At 50.9% G+C, this 20,755-nt stretch carries 14 protein-coding genes; 5 read left to right on the top strand and 9 right to left on the bottom strand.

The features are described 5' to 3' along the window. Positions 1–47: 47 nt before the first annotated feature. Positions 48–893, top strand: coding sequence for a S1 RNA-binding domain-containing protein (locus tag IYN85_RS11270; RefSeq protein WP_196158979.1), 846 nt, complete (start codon positions 48–50; stop codon positions 891–893). Positions 894–980: 87 nt separating this feature from the next. Continuing rightward, positions 981–1,892: a diguanylate cyclase domain-containing protein gene (locus IYN85_RS11265; protein WP_196158978.1), complete on the top strand. Its 912-nt coding sequence runs from the start codon at positions 981–983 to the stop codon at positions 1,890–1,892. A 38-nt stretch (positions 1,893–1,930) separates the two neighbouring features. On the opposite strand, the gene IYN85_RS11260 is transcribed toward IYN85_RS11265, so the two are convergent. The 4 genes from IYN85_RS11260 to IYN85_RS11245 form a co-directional block, all read right to left on the bottom strand. Continuing rightward, the gene (locus IYN85_RS11260) at positions 1,931–6,211 is read right to left on the bottom strand and encodes a response regulator (protein ID WP_196158977.1); all 4,281 of its coding nucleotides are present in this window, start codon (positions 6,209–6,211) and stop codon (positions 1,931–1,933) included. A gap of 269 nt (positions 6,212–6,480) precedes the next feature. Then, on the bottom strand, positions 6,481–6,711 hold the full coding sequence (locus IYN85_RS11255) for a hypothetical protein (protein WP_196158976.1): 231 nt from the start codon (positions 6,709–6,711) through the stop codon (positions 6,481–6,483). Between the two features lie 100 nt (positions 6,712–6,811). Then, positions 6,812–8,128 carry a DUF1501 domain-containing protein gene (locus tag IYN85_RS11250; RefSeq protein ID WP_196158975.1) on the bottom strand — a complete coding sequence of 439 codons (1,317 nt, stop codon included), beginning with the start codon at positions 8,126–8,128 and terminating at the stop codon, positions 6,812–6,814. A 4-nt stretch (positions 8,129–8,132) separates the two neighbouring features. Beyond that, a complete protein-coding gene (locus tag IYN85_RS11245) occupies positions 8,133–10,769 on the bottom strand; it encodes a hypothetical protein (RefSeq protein WP_196158974.1) in 2,637 nt (878 codons plus the stop codon). Between the two features lie 288 nt (positions 10,770–11,057). Between IYN85_RS11245 and rep the strand changes: the two genes are divergently transcribed. Next, the gene (gene rep / locus IYN85_RS11240) at positions 11,058–13,082 is read left to right on the top strand and encodes a DNA helicase Rep (protein ID WP_196158973.1); all 2,025 of its coding nucleotides are present in this window, start codon (positions 11,058–11,060) and stop codon (positions 13,080–13,082) included. Positions 13,083–14,092: 1,010 nt separating this feature from the next. On the opposite strand, the gene IYN85_RS11235 is transcribed toward rep, so the two are convergent. From IYN85_RS11235 to IYN85_RS11225, 3 genes are read right to left on the bottom strand one after another with little or no spacing between them, the layout of a single operon-like run. Continuing rightward, a complete protein-coding gene (locus IYN85_RS11235) occupies positions 14,093–14,482 on the bottom strand; it encodes a hypothetical protein (protein WP_196158972.1) in 390 nt (129 codons plus the stop codon). Between the two features lie 11 nt (positions 14,483–14,493). Then, on the bottom strand, positions 14,494–16,155 hold the full coding sequence (locus IYN85_RS11230) for a VWA domain-containing protein (RefSeq protein ID WP_196158971.1): 1,662 nt from the start codon (positions 16,153–16,155) through the stop codon (positions 14,494–14,496). Between the two features lie 16 nt (positions 16,156–16,171). After that, complete coding sequence (locus tag IYN85_RS11225; protein ID WP_196158970.1) at positions 16,172–16,873, bottom strand: hypothetical protein; 702 nt, start codon at positions 16,871–16,873, stop codon at positions 16,172–16,174. 187 nt (positions 16,874–17,060) lie between these two features. Between IYN85_RS11225 and IYN85_RS11220 the strand changes: the two genes are divergently transcribed. Beyond that, positions 17,061–18,206 (top strand): toxic anion resistance protein, encoded by a 1,146-nt coding sequence (locus IYN85_RS11220; protein ID WP_196158969.1) that lies wholly within the window; start codon positions 17,061–17,063, stop codon positions 18,204–18,206. 67 nt (positions 18,207–18,273) lie between these two features. On the opposite strand, the gene IYN85_RS11215 is transcribed toward IYN85_RS11220, so the two are convergent. Next, positions 18,274–18,522 (bottom strand): hypothetical protein, encoded by a 249-nt coding sequence (locus IYN85_RS11215; protein ID WP_196158968.1) that lies wholly within the window; start codon positions 18,520–18,522, stop codon positions 18,274–18,276. A gap of 447 nt (positions 18,523–18,969) precedes the next feature. On the opposite strand from IYN85_RS11215, the gene IYN85_RS11210 reads away from it, so the two are divergent. Next, positions 18,970–20,088, top strand: coding sequence for an extracellular solute-binding protein (locus IYN85_RS11210; RefSeq protein ID WP_196158967.1), 1,119 nt, complete (start codon positions 18,970–18,972; stop codon positions 20,086–20,088). Positions 20,089–20,096: 8 nt separating this feature from the next. Here IYN85_RS11210 and IYN85_RS11205 read toward each other — a convergent pair whose 3' ends face one another. After that, the gene (locus IYN85_RS11205) at positions 20,097–20,720 is read right to left on the bottom strand and encodes a class I SAM-dependent methyltransferase (protein ID WP_196158966.1); all 624 of its coding nucleotides are present in this window, start codon (positions 20,718–20,720) and stop codon (positions 20,097–20,099) included. Positions 20,721–20,755 lie beyond the last annotated feature (35 nt).

Below are 20,755 nucleotides of genomic sequence, written 5' to 3'. Positions count from 1 at the left end.
GTAAATAACCTATACTGCGCACTTTACTCATCCGGACCTCTGCTCTCATGGCCCAAATCGGCAAACACAATACTCTCGAAGTTGTCTCTAAAATGGATTTTGGTGTCTATTTGGACGGTGAAAACCTCGACACCATCCTGCTACCCTCGAAACAGTGCCCGGAAAAGGTCGAGATTGGCGATTTCATCAATGTCTTTATCTATCTGGATTCGGAAGACCGGTTAATTGCCACGCGTTTGAAACCTTATGTTGAGGTCGGTCAATGTGCGGCGTTAACGGTAAAGGAAGTGACCAGCTTTGGCGCATTTTTGGATTGGGGTTTGCCGAAAGACTTGCTGGTGCCTTTTAATCAGCAACGTAAGCCCATGGAAGTGGGTGAACGGCATGTGGTGTATCTGTATGTGGATGAGCATACACAGCGAATTACCGGGTCGGCGAAGCTGAGCAATTTTTTGCGCGAAGAAACGTCGAACTACGAGAAAAACGACCGCGTCGATCTAATGATTGTGAAGCGCACCAATCTTGGCTATCAGGCCATTGTCGATTCGCTGTACCTGGGCATGATCTTTAACGAAGATGTGCTGAAGCCGATGAAACCCGGGCAAAGGATTCAGGGTTATATCAAGCAGATCCGGGAAGATAATAAGATCGACCTGTCTATTCAGTTGCAAGGGCATGAGGCCCGCGTGGATATTGCGGATCGCATACTCAATGAACTGGCGCGCAATAACGGTTTGCTGAATCTGTCCGACAAATCATCGCCCGATGACATATACGATATGTTCCAGGTGAGTAAGGGCAACTTCAAAAAGGCGATTGGCCGTCTGCTGAAACTGAAGAAAATCCAGTTGGAGTCGGACCGTATTGTGTCTTTGAGCGAATCAGAGCGTTAGCAGGCAGTCACCAGCCCTGCTTTGATCGCATATCTGGCGTTTTTAACAGAACTGCTATACTGACAGAAACGTTAGACTGCTGCTTTCATGACCGAACAACGCACTTTTCATATCCTGGCCGTTGAAGACGATCCGGCCAACCTTCACCTCATTGCTGCCAGCTTACGCGATACTTACCGTGTATCGGTGGCAAAAACGTTGGCTAAAGCGCGTGAATTAATTCAGCAGCATCCGTTCGACATCATTCTGTTAGACGTACAGCTTCCAGATGGCAGCGGTATGGACTTCTGCCATGAGCTTTTTTCCAACGCGGATCAGTATGGCGACTTAAAAGTCATCTTCATGACAGGCTTGACCAGTGCAGCGGATGAAGTGCGCGGGCTGAACCTGGGTGCGGCGGATTATATTCACAAACCCATTGTGCAATCGGTCCTGCTGGCCCGTGTCCGCTTGCAAGCGCAACTGATCCGCCGCAACGAACTGCTTGCGAATCTCGCGCGAGTAGATGGTTTAACCGAGATTCCCAACCGACGCGCGTTTGATCAGCAAATCAACGATGAGTGGCGCAGAGCCAAACGTGAGCACAAATTGCTGACGCTGGCGATGATCGATATTGATCATTTTAAGCTGTACAACGACCACTATGGTCATCCCGCCGGCGATAAATGCCTGCACGACGTGGCCCAGTTTCTTAGCGGATTCTTCCGCCGCAGTGCCGACTTTGTGGCCCGCTATGGCGGTGAGGAGTTTGCGGTGTTATTGCCAGAAACCAACCTGGCTGACGCGGAAGCCTTGTTCGCACGCGCTCAAACAGAGCTTGAGTCTCTCGGGCTTGTACACGAGTTCTCACAGGTAAAACCGACCGTGTCTTTCAGTACCGGGCTGTGCTGCGTGAAACCTGAACGGTGCGACCTGGAAACCTTTATCAACACCACCGACCAACAGCTTTACCTCGCCAAAGAGGCTGGCCGAGCGCAAGCCAAAGGGTGCCAATTATAGAAACGCTTGCAGCCTCGGTTACGCTAACACAACTGCGGTTACAGCAGTTTCGTTAGAATATTCTGTGCTTCGTCGTATTCAAAACTCATCAGTTGATCCACCACTTTTGCCATCTGTTCCGGTTGCCCGCTGTCGTCTTGGCTGTTTTTTAATTCATCGACCAGTTCGATACTGACCACGGCATTTTCATTGAGCAGTGTGAGGATTTCCTGTGCGACATCACGCCAGTGACGAGTACTGGCCGGTGCGTCGGAGGCATTCAACTGCAAAATGCGCTCGGCATCCTGCTTACCTGTGCCGAGATCACGGCAGATTGCGTCGATCTGCTCGCCAGAACAGGGCTTACCCTGCTTGATCAACTGCTCAACATCGGCACTGAGCTGGCTGAGATCCACGAAACCCAGATTGGCCGAACTGCCTTTCAAGCTGTGCGTTTTTTCGCGAATCGTTTCAAACTGTTCCGCATCGAACGCGGCTCTCAAATTTGTGGCCAGACTGTCTGCCTGGTCACGAAAAATCGTCAGTGCGGCGAGGTACGCTTTTGCATATTTGGCAAAGTCTGGCGGTGACTGCCGATCGATACTTTGTAAATCATCCGGCCATTGCATCATTGCGGACGCACCTCCTTTCATTTGTTTAACGTTATTTTTTTCAGGTTGACGCTGGGTGTCGGCACCAGTTTCCGGCTTACCGGGTTTCTGCGACGAGTAGCGACTCAGTAGTTTTAAAAACGCTGATTCATCGATGGGTTTAGTCAGAAAATCATTCATGCCACAGGCAATACATTTTTCCCGATCACCGCTGAGCGCATGCGCGGTGAGTGCGATAATGGGAACCGTTTTTGCCCATTCCCCCGCGTGACCGGCCCGGATATTTTCGGTTGCCCGGTAGCCATCTAAAACCGGCATTTGGCAATCCATCAACACCAGGTCGATAGGGGACGAGGCACTGTGTTCGCTGAGTCGATCAATGGCTTCCAACCCATTACTGGCCGATTCGCACTGCAAACCAACACCTTCCAAAATCCCTTTCACAATGAGTTGGTTTATGTGATTGTCTTCCACCAGCAGAATTTTGAGGTCTTCCCGAATGGGTAAGTGTTCATGCGTGCTGGCCGATGTTGTTCGGTCCAAAGACTGCAAATACGCGCTGCTGATCAATACTTTATTTTCTCTGAGCGTCGAGGAATAAGATTTGATTAGGCTAAGGGCATCCTGCAAGTCTTTGATACTCACCGGTTTGGAAAAGTAGCCTGCAATATTCAAGGACTGCAGCCGTTTAACATGCATTACTTCTGTGGTGGAACTGAGTATCAGCATTTGAATGTCGTCAAACTGCGGCTGTTGTCGAATCTGTTCTACCAGCGTCAGCCCATCCATGCCCGGCATATTCAGATCTATCAACATCACATCTGGTTGGTTGGACGGGTTCCTACGTAATGCCTCAAACGCCGAAACAGGTTCAGCAACTTCAGTAACGCCGATGCCCCATTGCTGCAACTGCGCCCGGAAGATAATGCGGTTGACGTCGAGATCATCCACAATCATCACGCGCAAATCGTTCAGGCTGGTCACAGGTAAGGTTTGAATGACGGCTTCAGATTGTTCAACCTCAACGAAGAAAATAAATTCCGTGCCTACGCCAGGTGTACTGGAGACATGAATATTACCATTCATCAACTGACAGAGTTTTTTACAAATCGCTAAGCCGAGACCGGTGCCACCAAAACGGCGAGTCGTGCTGCTGTCGGCCTGAGTAAATTTCTCGAACAGAAATTTCATTTGGTCGGGCTCAATGCCCATACCGGTATCGACGACGTGGCAGGTTAAAAACGTTTTATCCCAATTCGATTCCAGATAGGGCGTTATTTTCACGCTGCCCTTATCAGTAAACTTGATCGCATTACTCAGCAGATTCAGCAGGATTTGCCGAATCCGCGTGGGGTCACTGTTCACATTGGTTTGCTTCAGTTTGGAAAAATCAACCGACAACGTCAAACCTTTTTCTTCCGCTCGGTAGGCGACGGTTTTAATAGTGTCTTCAATCAGGTCTCGCAAATTGAAATCGAGCGACTCAATGTCCAGTTTGTGCGCTTCAATTTTTGAGAAATCGAGCAAGTCGTTGATGATCTCCAATAAAGAACTGGCACTGTTCTGTGCAATCTTTAATCGTTCTTTCTGTTCCGGGTTCAGGTGGGTTCGCATGACTAAACCGATCATCCCCAGTACTCCATTTAAAGGCGTGCGGATTTCATGGCTCATACTGGCGAGAAACTCACTTTTTGCTCGGCTGCCTTCCTCGGCGCGAACTTTCGATTCCACCAGTTCTTTTTCAAGATCTTTGAAGTCGGTTATGTCCCGCGCGAAAGACACGATCCGCTCAACTTGCCCTAGCCGCACTATCTGCGAGGTGACATCCAATGTTCTGGGGCGCTTATCATTGCCCACAAACTGAGTCTCAAAGGTTTGCGGACCCGCTTGCAGTTCACTAACCACCTCGGCCAGCGATTTGTGTTGACCCTGATACTGTAACTGGACCAGGTTGTAATCTGATAAGGCTTCGCGCGGAATACCAAAAAACTGTTCGGCCGCCATATTGCCGTACATCAGCTGACCGCTGTTAATATCCGCCCAAAAGGCCATATAGGCGGCATTATCGATCGCATATTGCACAAAATTCAGTTCATCCAGGGTTCGTTTTAACGCTTGCTCCGTTGTTTTTCGTTGCGTGATATCCACAGAAACCGCCACCACACCCGTGACCTGATCCTGCTCATTGATCACCGGTGCTTTAAAACTCTGGTAGTAGGAAATATTTTGAGTCAGCGGGCTGCGCAGCGTTTCTTCGAATGAGGTGCTTAACCGTTGATGAATGATCTTCTGATCATTGGTTTCACTGACCATGGCGAAGTCCGATATGGAATAACCAACGACATCTTCCCGACGTACATTGAACACTTTCTCGAATTCCCGATTCACCAGTTCGTAGTTACCATCGATGTCTTTCAGATAAATCAGCGCAGGAATGGTGTCGAGCACCGTCTGCAGTCGACGCTCGCTAACCAACAACGCTGCGGATCGTTCTTGCACACGTTGTTCCAGTTCGGCTGAATTTTTCTGTAAAAAACGTGTGGTACGAATGCCAAGGCTCAACACAATAAAGGTTCCTAACAGCGCGACACCCAATGTTGCGGCCAGAATCAACAAAATCATGAGACGGGCTTTTACGTAGGGTAGATACGCTTCGTCGTAGTCGATCTCGGACGCAATGCCCATCTCATATTGTTCATCCCAAAGCCAACTGCCAATAACTTTGACACCGCGGTAATCTGCATACCCTCGCGTATTGAAGTTGCGCTCTTTCTGCAGAGCACTCTGCGCCATGAGCGTGTAGTTCGCACGCTGCCCTTGCGGCACCGGTGCCAGCAAGCGGATAGATAAGATACTCTGTTCGTTTTCGGTAAGGGTGCCGTTGGCAATGAGCTGGTCTGAAAACCGACTGTCCGATACCAACTGTGCTTTGTCATTGAACGCGTAGGTTTCGCCACTGTCACCAATACGACCTAGAGCAAATATCCGGGAGAAGGCATCCTGAGGGTTCAGTCGTTCGGTTAACACCGCGATGACCTTACCGTCTGTATCGTGAATCGGCGTCGCAAAAAACATAGTCGGCGGCACGTTCTTGTCTTTGATGTTTTGGTGATTGGCCAGCGGCACATCCGATTCAATCGCGTGCACCATAACGGTCTCGCCGTTTAGAACTCGTAAAAACAATTCAGGGCGCTGCCGCAAGATTGGATTCACGGCACCAAGGTTACTGTCTCGCATAGAGCCGATATTGATCCCGTTTATCGAGATAATAAAGAAACCGATGCTGTCATCAATCTGCGAAATGTCCCTAAACTGCTGACGAATGAAGGCGAGCGCCGTCGAATCAATTTGCCCCTTATTTTGTTGATGCCGAGCGATCAACAGCTGGACGTTGTCCTGAAATTCCGGGTCGCTGGCGACCTGACGCAAGCGCACCGTCTGGTCGCCTGCCCAAATCCGGAAGGCTTCATGCGTGGTTTCCAAGACGGTATCCAACGATTTACGGGCGCTGGTTTCCAAGTCGGAGCGAATTTCTTCCAAGGCAAAAAAAGCGATTGAGCCCACCATGCCAACAACGGAGGCTATGTTTGCCGCGATCAGGTAACGTCCACCCTTGGAGGTCAGCTGTTCTTCCCAAGAAAGACGGTGACTTTGGCGAACCAATAACCGCAGGCTGAGCGCAAACGTTGCGCTGCTGACAAAAAGCACGCATACGACGAATAGAATCATGGGTGGTTCAAGACAATCAAAGACATTACCTGAGATTAGAACAAATTCTTCGGCTTGCCTTTTTTCGGCAAAAATAGATGGCAAGCGAATGAAACGGTATGCATAAATGCGTAAGACTGAATCATTTTTCCAAAAAGACAGACACAACAAACCCGGCACATTCTGCACCGGGTTGCTTGCGGCAACGCTGAATAATTGCCATCTACCTCAGTGAATCCTTCAGATAGACGACTGAGGTGATTTGATTTAATCAGAAGTGCCCTATTGTTTTATAGACTGTGTTTACGCCGCTGTTGCCGGTAGTGCTCGGCCATACGTTGGGCGCGTTCTTTCGCCGGCAGGTGTCGAAAATCGTAACGCAGATAAAACACAAGACCCGCCGTAAACAACAGCAGCGTCGCTGGGAAAAAACGCAAGGGTGAGTCGTTTATCGCGAGAGTTAACACCGCACCAGCGGCATAAAGACCAGGTAACATTTCATAGAGGGCTTTCGGAATCATCAGACGCTCCTTTTGCTGATTCTTCCGTTCAATGTAGTCGACACCGTTACCACCAAGGTAAGTTATGGTGTCGATTTGTTAAGCTACGTAAGTTGCTTCTTCACACCAAGCTACGCAAATCTAAGCCACTGTCATCCAGCGGGAACAGCGTTGAGAAGTTTGCCGTATCCGTACCACTCCAATGGCGTAACAAGCGCTGAAAGTGCGCCGGGGTAATGATGGCGCCCTGTCCTTCGGGCTGTGCTTCAAAATTTGCATTAAGCCCCAATGCGTCGTGAGTCGCTGTTGTCGCGCCCACCACTGATTGGCTAAAGCCACCATCCTGCATCAGGATGGCACTACCGATAGGCCAATGGTCTTTGCCGTTACCGTCGTTGTACCAGGGTGTACGTGAGAAGTCAGAGGCGACGACCACGCGCAGCCGACTCACCAGATTGGTACTGTGTAAGGCGTCCATCGCGGCGGCTTCCGTCCAGATGTAGTCGATACCTGCCGCTAGGTTGCGCAACGCCACGCCATGGTCGGCATCGTGATTGGCGTGAGTATCAAACCCCCAATGAACCACATCTGCGGCAACGGTTAAACCCGCCGCCGCACTGACCAACACCAGTTGAATCTGACGCAACAGAGGAAACCAGTTGCCATCAATGTCCGTGGTGGACGCTAACGTCTCCGGCATAAATTCATTCAGTGAACTGAGTTGATCTCGCCCGGCTGCACTTTGTTCCAGAAACTGGGCCGACTGTTTTAAGCGCTCGGTCAATGCCTGCCGGGCCTGCAACCGGTCGAGCCGTGCCTGACGATACGCCTGCACGGTGCTCAGCTGTTCCGGCCGTTGGAATTGTGTCGGTCCCCACGGCGTCGCGTTGGTATTGATCAGGTTACCCAACGAGCTTGGGTCCTGCATCAACGAAAAATTAGTTAACCCGGCGGTTTCCCGGTAGCCACCGTTGCTGAGAAACGCCAGGGGCAGCCCGGCACCGTGCTGTGCAGCCGCCAGCGCCGTGACTGCCGGATAACCATCGGCAAAACGTCCCGAAAAGACATGGCGAACACTGGCGGAGTGCGCGTTGGTTTGCGCATCCAGCCCGTTAATGACCATCATTTTCGCGCCATGATTGGTAAACAGACTGCCGTTGTCGGCCACCGGTGCATACGAAATACCGTTTGCGCTCTGAATCGACTGTGTCGCCGACCATTGATTAATGCGGACATCCGCATTACTGCCCGGTGGGCGAATCAATCCGTCTTTAGGATCGCACAGACTGGTGACATCCCACCCACCTTCTGCGAACAGCACGATATACACCGGACCTTCGTAGCGGGTTACCGCAGCGTGCGCCGGCGCACTGAGCAAGCCGGCACTGGGCAATAAACCGGCAGCTGCCATGGCTTTTAATAGTTCCCGTCGTTGCATGGCGTTACTCCGTTAAAAACTGAATGTCGGTGAGCATGGCGGTTAAAACGCCGACCCAAGGGCGCAGTGTTTGCTCGGGGTTGTAGTTGCTGCCCAAATGCTCGCGCACTAAGGCCGGATTCGCCCAATCCGCCGGTGCGATACCCGCCCAATCCTGCGGATACTCGTCACCTTCGGCATTGATCAGTTGGCAAAACTCATCCTGCGCGGTGTCGGTACGATCACCATCCCATTCTGCGGCATAACTCAGGTAGTCAGCGACGTAAACACCACCGTTTTGATCGTCGTCGGTGCGCCAGGCAATCCGCTGATCGTAAAGCGCTTTGTAGAGCCCCCACAGCGCATCGAGTTCATCGCTGTCACTGACGCCCCACAACCGCCACATCATATTGTTGATAGCACCACGTATGGCGGCTTCGCCTTCTACGGTGTTTGGGTCTGTTTCAATGGCCACCCCGGTGAACAGGGTTCGCGGCATGGCGGGCCAAAACTCACTGGCCACAATTGAACAGGACAACTCATTCGCCATCCGTTCAGTGACCGAATACATCAGACTGTTCAGTGCCTCTGGCCGTTTGGTGATGCCATCGGAATCAATGCCGCCGTAGAACATATAGTAGCTTTCCAGCAATTGACTGTTGTCCTGCCATGGCCAGCGCCAGTTGAATCCCGTTGTGGCCACCAGCTTGCGCGCAAGTTGTTCCGGCGATAAGAGGCGTCCAAGGCCGAGCTGATCCAATGCCGCCAGGCGTTGAGCATCGCTATCCGTGGTGCTTTCGCCACGGAACAGTGGGGACATCATCATATCCACTAACAGAGTTTTCAAATTATCATTGGCCGCGCGGAAGTCAGCTGCCCATTCGGCAATGAGGTCCTGCTCATCCAAATAGGCTTGCAAGCGGGCCTCATAGTCGGCGTCTTCTGTTGCGGTGGGCGCTAACAGCGGATCACGACCAAACACGCCTTTAAACCAGAACTTGGCGGTTCCAGTACCAAAACGGGCATCGGCCACCAGCTGTTCGGCTAACCATTGCAGACCGTCGTCGTGTGTGGTGTTGCTGCCGTAGTCGCGGTTAACCGGCATATCGGTGCCATTGAATCCGGGTTTAAGTTGTCCACGGTACCAATGGTCTCCAGCCACGTACTCATCCCCGTCGACATAGACCTGGGGCAGGCTGTCGTTACCGTTGCGGACCAGATACTGGCTGGCATTGCCCCAACTCTGGAACGCCCCCGCAACCGGGTCCATGATCTTGTGACAACCAAAACAACTGCTGCCTTCTGCACCGGGGTTGGTCACGTTCTTCAGCTCTTCCGGATCCATGGCGCGCACTGCCAAGCGCTCAATATCGGTGCCAAGGAAGTAGTAATAGGTCCAGCGCGCTCGCGCACGGTTCCGATTGGTATCTGTCGATGGGTAACGCAGTAAAAACACCGGAGAACTCAGCACCCCAGCGGACGGCAGATAAGCCTTGCCTGTTTTGGCCTGCAGCGTGGTGTTCCAATTCACTTGGTATTGGCGGATGTGGCCGGGACGCCAGTCTGTTGCGTCCATATCATTGTACCCGGCAGACCAGGTTGCACCGTCGAGTACATCGTAGGTGAAGGGGTTCATCATCATGTAGTCTGCGGTCAGAATTTCCCGGTACGGCCGATCGTTACTGACCACATGGCGGATCAACTGCAAAGGCTCTTCCGCGATGGCCCGTTGCGTCTCTCGGTAAATAATGCCTGCCGTGGCGCGCAGCGCTTGCGCCTCACGACACTCGGGTTGCGCTGCATCGGCGGCAGGCATGCCACCCGCGTCCGCGCAAGCGACTTCCGCCGCTTCGGCGGCATCGAATGCGGCAGAGGTGCGGTCATAAAGGCCGCTGTAGTTATAGGTGTCCGCACTCAAGGCTTCCTGAGCTTCGGTCTGGCCGGTCACGTACTTACGGGTTAACAGGTGATCGTTGGCACTGTTCATTAACCAGGTATCAAAGGTGTCACCCTGTAAGTAGCCCATCAGGACGTCCGCTAATCCTTGCTCGGAACTTTGCGCACTGGACAGCTCATTTTGGGTCGGCATGCGGCCCTGCATCAAAATCGCGGCTTTTCGTACCGTCCGCGCTGCGCTGATGTTGATCACATCGCTGAAACCCGCCTCTCGGGCACTTTGCCCGCCGTTATCAAGACAGGACGCACCGCCATCCTGAACGCGTACCACGAACTCCGCTAACCCGGACACTTCCGTTGAATTTAACGTGAGAACCTTACCGCCGGTGTGGCCCTCACCGTTCATGGACGGTTTGTTGGCTAACTTGATCCCTTCACGCTCGACATAGTCGCGGATAATACCGTAGGCGTCCGAACGATTTGCCGGATACACCAGAGGTGGCGCGTCACTGCCACTGGCATTCGCTTCGCCATGGCAACCGACACAACTGGTCACCAGCGTCGGCCAGACGGCACGATCAAAAAAATCCTGATCGGTCTCTGTACAATTCACCACGACATTTTCCGTTAGGTTTTTACCGTCGGCGAAAACATTCTCGCCATTCAGATTGGTGAGATCCTGTGTACAGCCCGCGAGCAGAGCGAGGCCGCTAAAGGTCAGCCATAATCGAGTGGTCGGATTCCAAAAGCGATTGAAGTTCAGCATAGAGTTCTTTGATATCAATTCTCAATTGACTACAAAGTATGCAGTAAAGTTGCGAAAAGCCGAGGAACTGTGACGCATTTTTCTGTCGTAATTTGGTTACCTGTGTCTCAAAATCGCCAAAAAAACGTCGAAAAAGCCTTGTTTGGCAGCAAATGCGCTATAGCGGTGCGCTCTCTGAGCGGAAAGGGAATTGCGCGAAAAAACAAACACCCGTCGATCCAAATGACATCTTGGGGCTGAACCTTCAGCCTGCTAAAATCGCCGGCCGTTTTACCCAACTGAGACTCTATGGCCAACAAGTTAAACCCTCGCCAACAAGAATCTGTCGAATACATCAGCGGTCCATTGCTGGTGCTGGCAGGTGCTGGGTCCGGTAAGACATCGGTAATCACACAAAAGATCGCCTATCTGATTCAGGAATGCGGTTACAAAGCCCATAACATCGCGGCCGTTACCTTTACCAATAAAGCCGCCCGGGAAATGAAAGCCCGGGTCGGGAAACTGGTTAAGGGTAAGCAGTCGCATGGGTTAATCGTCTCTACGTTCCACAACCTCGGTCTGAACATTCTGCGCAAAGAGGCCGATGCTATTGGCCTGAAAAGCAATTTCACGCTGTTTGACGATCACGACTCCAAAGCGTTGATCAAAGACATCGTATTACGTACCGCGCCCAATGCCGTGGACGAAGCCGACTATTTCCGCAATTTGATCAGCCTGTGGAAAAACGACCTGAAAGAACCAGAAGATCTGCGCGGCAAAATGGAAGACGCCAACCATGTACTGGCCGTGGAGATGTACGCGGAATACAACCGGATGCTCAGCGCTTACAACGCTGTGGATTTTGACGATCTGATCCGTTTGCCCACATTGATGTTCCTGAACCATGCCGAAGTGCTGCAGAAATGGCAGCGCCGAATTCGCTACCTGTTGGTCGATGAGTATCAGGACACCAACATTTCACAATACCTGTTGGTCAAGCTGCTGGTGGGTGACGACCCACGTTTTACGGTGGTGGGTGATGATGACCAATCCATTTACAGTTGGCGGGGCGCGCGGCCCGAGAACCTGGTGAAGCTGCAAGAAGATTTCCCGCACCTGAAACTGGTCAAGCTGGAGCAGAATTACCGCTCGACAAAACTGATTCTGAAAGCGGCCAACACGGTGATCGACAACAACCCACACGTGTTTACCAAAACCCTGTGGAGCGAAATGGAAGAAGGCGACAAGATTCGCATTATCCGCACGCCAAACGATGACGCCGAAGCTGAACGCATCGCCAATGAAATTTTGCACCAGCATCTGGTGCGCCGCTGCAGTTACAAGGATTTTGCCATTTTGTATCGCGGGAACCACCAGGCCCGCATCATGGAAATGAAACTGCAACAGAACCGCATTCCATACAAAATGAACGGCGGTACGTCGTTCTTTGCGAAAGCGGAAATCAAAGACGTGATGAGCTACCTACGCCTGTTGATTAACCCGGATGACGACGCCGCTTTTCTGCGAATCATCAACACCCCGCGTCGAGAGATTGGTCCGTCGACGCTGGAAAAACTCAACGACTATGCCGCGGTACGTGGCGTCAGCTTGTCATCGGCTTGTGCTGAGCTCGGTCTGCGTCAACACCTGACGCCAAAAGCTGGGGAGCGTCTGGAGCGGTTTACCTCCTGGTTAAACCGTACCATTGAAAAACTGCATACTCAGGAAAACCCGGTCATGGTGATCCGCGAAATGATCACCGACATCAACTACGAAGCTTGGTTACGACAGGACAGCACGACGGACAAAATGGCCGAGAAGCGACTGGCCAACGTGCACATTCTGATTGATGGTTTGCAATCGATGATGGAGCGCGGCAACGAAGATGACGATACCGATCTCGCGATCGGCGAAGCCATTGCCAAGCTGGTGTTGCGCGACATGATGGAGCGACAGGAAGAAGAAAGCGAAGAAGATGCGGTGCAAATGATGACCTTGCACGCCTCAAAAGGTCTGGAATTTCCCCACGTGTTTGTCATGGGTCTCGAAGAAGAGTTATTGCCGCACCGTAACTCCATTGAAAGCGGCGACATCGAGGAAGAGCGTCGCCTGATGTATGTTGGTATTACGCGCGCGCAAAAAACGCTGGCCCTGACCTTTGCCGCCAAGCGTAAGCAATTTGGAGAGTTTCTCGACTGCACACCGAGCCGGTTCCTCGACGAATTACCGCCCGGAGATGTCACCTGGGTCGGCGCTGAAAACAACAGTACGCCTCAGGATAAAGAAAAAAATGCCAACACCATCAGTGATCTGCGGGCTTTGTTGAATAGTTGAAAAGCAATGACCATAAGACGTTCTGCGGAGGTACTTGAATCACTAAATGAGATGGTTTCATTAGGCAATTTTCGCCGTCAAGGGTCATAACGGTCCGAAGATTCGGGCTTGTTACTTAACAACCCAAACCGCCACTAACGACTATTCTCTCTCGGCATTTTCGTCTTTGACAGGGTCATTCGTGACCACCATCCATGGCTGACTTACTTGAGCAAGTATCCTTAATTGACCAACCTGTAAGACGAAAATCGCTCCGCGTGGTCGTTTGAAAGACGGGAAATACCGTGGCAAGAGTTACTGTCTCGATCGATAAAACCAACCTTTAAATTCTATGTACCGAGGACTGGTGTAAATAACTGTTTCGTCGCATCTGCTTTGGCTGAGATGACGGGCACATCGCAACGGATTCAAGGGCAGGATGCCCTTGCAAGCGCCGCGCGTGCAGGGAAGCACGCTTAAGCGACCGTTCGAAGAACGTGTCCGGCATGGCAGAACACCAAAGTGGGCGACAAAGGGGGTTCAAGGGGATCGCCCCTTGGAAAGAAAAAACCGCCGAAAGATTCGTTCGTTAAGAACGATAAAGGACACTCAGTTAAAACAGGCTGCCGTTGAACTCGGATATTATAGTTACAGCTAGTGTCCTGAGTCAGAAGTTCGCATGAATTCAGCGTGCCATTCAAGTTCAATAGCTAGGCGTGTCTCGCAGTCAATGGTTATTCCATTGGCAAGAGGCAGAACAACGCTAGAGAGCTTGAATGGCGCGCCCCAAGGGAGCTCATGAAAAACACTATTACGGCGTTGCTCTTCTTGAAAAGATCCCGATATTCTCTACGAAGAGCGCCTTGTACTAGCGCTTCCCATTAGCTCTGAAGCGATACGAACTTCAGACTCAGGACACTAAAATCAAGCTTAGTTACTGCAATTCGGAGCAGCGCCCATTTATACCTATTTTATGGCCGAAACTGATACGCCCTGTTCACTCGCACACAGCAGCACAAACGGTAAATATACTACTGACTAAACGACACCACTTCCCAACCACTGGCATCCGCGCCAGTAAAGGTCAACAAAACACGTTCATCGTACTGCTTGTCCGGATAGTTCTGATTCAGCAAACTGGCGTCCATTTTGCCAAAGCTCACCCGAAACAGTTTGTCGCGGTTCGCATCCCCTTTACCCAAATAAGATTTATCCGTGGCGAAATGCAATTCGCTGTAGCGCTGCGAACGGCTGAAATCGTCGAGCCAATCTTCGATCTGGCTTTGATACCCACTGAGTCCGTAAGAGGAATCCACCACAATCAGAACATCACGCGGATTCGCATCGTAATAGAGATGGGCGCCGACCAGGCCGCCCAACTGCAGAATAACCGCGAGTCCAATTGACAGAAGTTTACCCACCAGCGGCTCCATTACATCTGTGCGTTTAACAGGTTGCCGATCTGGTACGCGGCCGAGCCGGTAGACGATTCGGTGTAGGACGCTTCGACCAAGCCGGAAACGGTTTTCAAATCGGCCGATTCAAATCCATAGGCAATGCTGTGCACGGGGATTTGCAGCATCTGAATTATCTTGTCCACTTCATTCAGTGCCAGACCATTGCGGGTCTCACCGTCGGACAGCACGAACACGGTTAACTTGTGTTCTGGATGTGTCTTGGCAAAGTTTAACAACTCATACGCGGCAACCAAGATGGCATCGTTCGTTGCCGTACCACCACCGGCGCTCATGCGCTCAACCGAGCCCAGGAACTGCGATTTCTGCTGCAGGTCAAACTCGCGAATCGGCAAATCCACATTGACCCGATCGTTAAACGTGATCAACCCAATACTGTTGCGCGATGACACAAAATTAGCCGATTCGTTCAAGGCCACTTTTAAGGCTCGGATACGGTCGCCATCCATTGAACCGGATACGTCCGCAACAAACATAGCCGCGATAGGTCGACCACCGGATTTTTTGTCTTTCCACAGGCGTTGCGCGCTGAGAATCACAGCACCTTCGGATAACTCATAGGCTGACTTGTATTTCGGATTACGATTGAAGCCGTAGTCCCGCGCGACATTTTTGTTGTCTTCAATAAACTTGGCAAACGCTTCCAGCACCAAACGTTCATTTTCGTCGGCTTCCGCCGTGGCGTACAGCGGCGAATCGTGACGCACACCAAACGGCACAAACTCGTAGGCCCCGAGCCCCTTGGCATTAACAAAGGTTTGATACTCCATGACAAATGCGTCTAACACACCGCTGTTAACGGTGGCTTCGCGCATTTGTAAGGTATTTTGTGCCACAAACGGCACCCCGCGTTGAAAAGCTTCAAAGGCACTGGCCACATCCGGATCCAACATCTGACGCTCTTCACCCTGCGCAAAAGCATGCAAAACGGTCAGCAGAAAATTCAGGCCGGTCGACGACTGATAAGGGTTGGTGTAGCCCATGGCAAACTGGCCACTGGTTACTGCTGTCAGCAACTTCTGAATGTCCAACTCGCCGTTCGAGGTAATGGCATCCACTTTTTTGGTTTGCACAACGACACCGGCGACATTGGGCGCGGTTGCACGTGCAATTTCGGTCAACGCAACCCCTTGCGACGCCAACATCTGGCCCCACAGCAGGTTTGAAGGTGAGTAGGCATCGGGCACATTTTGATTGGCTAACAGGAATGATGCCGCGGCACCGCTGGCAATTTTTCGGACCGCAATCTGGCCGGTTTTGCCGTTGGGCAGCTTCATACGCTGAGCGTTAAATTGCTTTGCCAGATCCACATAGATACCGTCAACACCGGTACCTGCTTTCTCCGAACTGGTAAAAATCTCCACAGCCTCTATCTGACTGTTATCACGAACGTCAACGGCCATGCCAAACTCGTTAATATCGGGCAGCAGTTCCAGCAGGTTAGTTGAGCTCAGCTTAATATTGGCCCGATACTGATTCTCTATACGGCTGGGCTGAACTGTATTTTCCACAAGGTCATTAAGGCGCGATTCGGCCTCATCAAAATTCTTGACGTTGTTGGAGTCAAAACAAGCGGTTAATAACGGTAAAGTGACCGCTAGACTGATCAGTTTTCTCATACGTCTCTCCTGAAGGCTAATCCTTGCTGAACGATTGCGCGCGCACACCGAGATCGCGTAACCGGTTCAGAGATTCCTGAAGTTCAAATGAATTAATGTCTTTTATGTTGGCGACCTGCACGGTGGTTTCGTTGAGTGCCGTCAGCAGTTCGCGATTCTGTTCAATGAGCAGGCTGATTCGGTCATCCTGCTGTGTCAGTAAGGCCTGCCGCCGCTGGAGCGCCTCACTGCTGAGCGTATTGTCATCGGTCTGCTCGGTCTTAATGGTATGCACGGACTGGGCCGCAGCCAAAATGTCTTTCAGATTATTGATGGCCAGCTTGAATACCCGGCTGGTCTCGGAGCTGTAACTGGACATAGTTATAGTGGTATTGCCCAATTTTTGTTCAATGACTCGTCGATAATCAGCCAACATGCCCATTAAACGGTCGGCCTGCTTGGCGCTATCCGCTAAATTCAGCTCAGTCAAGTGCGACGCCAGCTTTTGAACTTCGGCGTATAAAGCCTCCTCGCGCGCGACTTCTTGTGCCACCAGGGCTACATGGGCATCTTTGCGGGCAAACCCGGCCAATACATAGAAGGCCAGAGCCAACACCACGCCCGCAACGGACACGCCGCTGTATATGGCCAAGGCGACGATATCAAACGGGAACCAGACGACGTATACGCCGATTCCAATTAACGCAGTGACGATTGTTATCAGGGCAATCCGACCCATACTCACCTCGTAAGACTATTCCGCTCACTAAGATAATGCCCTAACCCCCCAATTGAAAGGGAAGACCGGCCTAATATGCGTGTGCAGGCCGTTTTTATGACTTCTGACCGTGAATATCGGCTTTTCATTGGAGCGGGATTAGGGTCATAATCGAGCGCATTACTCCCTAACCATGAAGGATCTCGCGATGACGACACAAACTTCGATCGCACAGGTTGCGACCATGTCACCAGAAGAAATCGCAGCGGAAGTCGGCACCAAAGCACCGGCAACAATCACGGACGACATCCCTGAGGAAGTTCGCAAACGAGCGCAGGAGATGCTGGAGCGCATTAAAAATGTCGGTGATCGAGACATTGATGCACGCAACAGCCTGACCAGCGAGGCAAAAACCTTTGGTACTGAAATACGCCGAAATATAGCTCACCAGAGTGATCTGCTTAACGCCCCCATCAAAGACATCATGGGCAACAATCAGGACAATGGCGGCTTAAGCAAAGACCTACTGGCATTACGCGCCAAGGTTGAAGAAATCAACCCGAATAAATTCGATTTTTCTGAAAGCAGCTTCCGGCGTTTACTGAGCAAATTGCCAGGCATCGGCTCCAAACTGGAAGCTTGGTGGTCGCAATACCAAAGCGTGTCTACGGTGATCAACGATATTCTGACCAATCTTGAAAAGGGTAAGGATGTCCTCGCCAAAGACAACGTCACTCTGAAGGCGGATCGCGACAAGCTGATGGAATACACTTGGCAGTTGCAGGACCAACTGCAGATCGCCATGTTACTCGACAGTGAGCTGGCGGCTTGGTGCGCTAATTTGGAAGCGGCGCAGAAGAAATACATCGAAGAAGATATTCTCTACTATTTGCGCCAGGAAGTGCAGGACATGCAATTGTCGTTGGGTGCGTCGAATCAAGCGATTTTAGTGTCTGACATTATCCGACGGGCCAACGAGGAATTAATCCGTTCTACGGATCGGACTCTTAACGTGTCGGCCAAAGCGTTGCAAACGGCGGCGGCACTGCAGGTTGCTCTTGCGCATCAGGAAAAACAGATGGAAGCGGTTAAGGCAACCAACGATATGACAGTCGATCTGTTGAAGTCCACAGCAGAAAAAGCCAAGACGCAAGGTGTGCAGATTGTGAAAGATGCGAATGATGTCAGTGCGATGATTGAAGGTCTAAAACAAGCGTTCGGTGATACCATTGAAGCCATGAATTTGCTCGACAGCTACAAGCAGGAAGCGTTGCCCGCTATGCAAAATAACGTGAATCTGTTGGACGACTTGAACAAACAAATGAAAGAACAGGTTGAGCGAAATACCAAATAACAACTCGTTCTAACAATCACAAAAAAAAGCCAACATCGAGTTGGCTTTTTTATGGTCACGTTACCTGTTAGCTATTCCGCGTCGATGCATGAAAAATCATCTGCCAGGCTTTAAACCACAAGACAATCAGTGCCAACCAAACACTGTAGAGTATGAACACCAACCCGCCGAATTTTGCCTCCGCGGCCAACTTCAGATAATCCGGAGCGACTTTAGAAAACGCGAACAAGAGAACGGTCACCAGTAACGCAAAAACCATCTGACGAATGGTCGGACTGGTGGTTACTTTTTTGACGATTTGAATGGTTTCGGACATAAGCACCTCGCTCAAATTCTGAATACAACCGACATTTCAAAACGATCCGTGTTATCAACACATCTAAAACTATGCACATAGGTATAGTTCAATGAGCCTATTTCTGCAAAAGTTAAACGTAAAAATCCACCCAAAAAACACGCTCAATTCCGCACCTGGAACAGCTACTGAATTGGCTCTCCGCAGAGTTCAGCTTATCCGGCCATGCGTATGACATTAGAGTTCAAAGCGTTCAGCAACCATTGTTTGCGGTTTAATTGTCATTACCATGCGTCACACGAAACAACAGGACATACCTCTAAAGGGGTAGAGTTTCCTGTATCCGATGCTCTAACGCATGCCGGATTCCTCGATAATCATGACCCATATTTGCATCGGCTTGTGGGCAAAATCAAAACGCTTTGGAGGCGATGAATTACACCGATCACGGTGTGGTCTGAAATATTTATGAACTCAAACCCATTAATAACGTTTCTTGTTTCTGTCACTCTCACCGTCACCGCGCAAGCGGCCGATCCCCTGCGGGTTTTAAATTGGTCCGACTACATCGACGAAGACTTACTGCTATCTTTTACGAACTCGACAGGCATAGACCTTGACTACCAAACTTTTGAAGATGAAGAAGAATTCATTTCCGCTTTTTTTGATGCGGAAAAACCCTGGGACGTTATTGTCCCCTCGGACAATTTGCTGGCTTTTCTGATTTCCAAAAATGCACTGCAACCGCTGCGAAAAGACCGGATAAATTTTTATGATCAGCTCGATCCGCGGATCATGGCGCAATTGGCAACCAAAGATCCGGAAAATCCTTATGCAGTACCGTACATGTGGGGAACCACCGGTTTGGGTATTAACTGGACAGCCGCTCAAGCTCTCGGAGTAACACGCCGTAATTACCACGACTGGTCGGTTGTCTTTGACGACACGTTGAGATCACAGTTTACTGATTGCGGTATTGCAGCGGTTAATGAGCCTGATGAAATCTTTGCCGCCGCACTGCGATACACGGGTTTCAGCATTAATACGACTCAGAAAACAGAACTGGCAACCGCCAGCGAGTTAGTCAAAAAGTTAGCCAGCGATGTTCGCTATTTTCACAGCGGACGCTATACCGAAGACCTGGCCAATGGCAACATTTGCCTGGTTATCGGTTATTCCGGGGACATTATGGGGGCAGCCTATGAAGCAGACGATCAAGACATAGACTACTTTGTGCCTTCACAAGGCAGCTCAATCTGGTTTGATGTATTGGCCATACCGGCAAACTCAGCGAATGTGGAAGGCGCACATGCCTTTATCGATTATTTATCAACACCGGAAGTGGCTGCCGCCAACACCAACTACAATGCCTACCCAAACCCAATTTTAAGCAGTGCGCAATGGGTGGAACATTCCATATTGAACAACCCCGGTGTGTATCCGACCACGCATACCATTGCCTTACTCGAAGGCTTTGCCGTACAGGACAAACGCACCAGACGGCTGAAGAAAAAGTATTGGGTGTATGCGAACTGCGGCGCCGGTGCATACTGCGAAGTCCCCATCAGTCTGTATGGCTATTTTTAAACAGTCGCTCAAAGTGGTTTTTTAGCAATTAAGAAAACCACGGTGCCCTTTCCGGGTAACCAATGATGATCAATAGTAAAACCGGCTTGGGTCAACAAGCGTTCAACGTCCGCAACTTTGAACGACTGCACAAAGGGCGCTTTCCCGAGCAGCTTCATGATTGGCAATATGTACTTTAAATACCGTTGCCTTTCATCTATACACACCGTACTGGACACAAAGACCCCCCCGGGTTTAAGCAGAGTGAAAACCTTGTTGATGGCGGTTTGCGGATCGCGCAAAAGATGCAAGATGCTAAGCCCTAACACCATATCGAAGCTGGACGCCGGCGCCTGGAATTCCTCAATGGTTGCTTGTTCAAAGCTGATATTGCTTACATTAGCCTTGGCGGCTTTTTCTCGCCCGTACTGCAACATATTATCGGCGATATCGATTGCATGTATGTGTTTAACATAAGGGGCGTGGGTAATCGCCGTCGTTCCGGTACCGCAGCCGAACTCCAACACGGTTGAATCGGGTGTCAGGTATTCGCGGGTTTTGGCGAGCTTGGTCTGGTAACTCTGTTCATCGGCCACGGGCTGCTTAGCATAGCGGTCAGCGACTTTTTCCCAGAATTTTGCGGTAGCGTCCATGATGGTTCCTTTTCGGTTGAGCTGTAAGGAACATC

Origin of the sequence: Reinekea sp. G2M2-21, assembly GCF_015687175.1 — a bacterium.
Classification (GTDB): Bacteria; Pseudomonadota; Gammaproteobacteria; order Pseudomonadales; family Natronospirillaceae; genus Reinekea.
The sequence above is the reverse complement of the archived record's forward strand: the minus strand, read 5'-3'. Positions and strand labels throughout refer to the sequence as shown.

Excerpts from the sequence above, each read along its gene's own strand:
- IYN85_RS11265 (WP_196158978.1), top strand. The coding sequence starts at position 981 with ATGACCGAACAACGCACTTTTCATATCCTGGCCGTTGAAGACGATCCG.
- IYN85_RS11260 (WP_196158977.1), bottom strand. The coding sequence starts at position 6,211 with ATGATTCTATTCGTCGTATGCGTGCTTTTTGTCAGCAGCGCAACGTTT.
- IYN85_RS11210 (WP_196158967.1), top strand. The coding sequence starts at position 18,970 with ATGAACTCAAACCCATTAATAACGTTTCTTGTTTCTGTCACTCTCACC.
- IYN85_RS11250 (WP_196158975.1), bottom strand. The coding sequence starts at position 8,128 with ATGCAACGACGGGAACTATTAAAAGCCATGGCAGCTGCCGGTTTATTG.
- IYN85_RS11215 (WP_196158968.1), bottom strand. The coding sequence starts at position 18,522 with ATGTCCGAAACCATTCAAATCGTCAAAAAAGTAACCACCAGTCCGACC.
- IYN85_RS11230 (WP_196158971.1), bottom strand. The coding sequence starts at position 16,155 with ATGAGAAAACTGATCAGTCTAGCGGTCACTTTACCGTTATTAACCGCT.
- IYN85_RS11270 (WP_196158979.1), top strand. The coding sequence starts at position 48 with ATGGCCCAAATCGGCAAACACAATACTCTCGAAGTTGTCTCTAAAATG.
- IYN85_RS11220 (WP_196158969.1), top strand. The coding sequence starts at position 17,061 with ATGACGACACAAACTTCGATCGCACAGGTTGCGACCATGTCACCAGAA.
- IYN85_RS11205 (WP_196158966.1), bottom strand. The coding sequence starts at position 20,720 with ATGGACGCTACCGCAAAATTCTGGGAAAAAGTCGCTGACCGCTATGCT.
- IYN85_RS11255 (WP_196158976.1), bottom strand. The coding sequence starts at position 6,711 with ATGATTCCGAAAGCCCTCTATGAAATGTTACCTGGTCTTTATGCCGCT.
- IYN85_RS11225 (WP_196158970.1), bottom strand. The coding sequence starts at position 16,873 with ATGGGTCGGATTGCCCTGATAACAATCGTCACTGCGTTAATTGGAATC.
- IYN85_RS11245 (WP_196158974.1), bottom strand. The coding sequence starts at position 10,769 with ATGCTGAACTTCAATCGCTTTTGGAATCCGACCACTCGATTATGGCTG.
- rep (WP_196158973.1), top strand. The coding sequence starts at position 11,058 with ATGGCCAACAAGTTAAACCCTCGCCAACAAGAATCTGTCGAATACATC.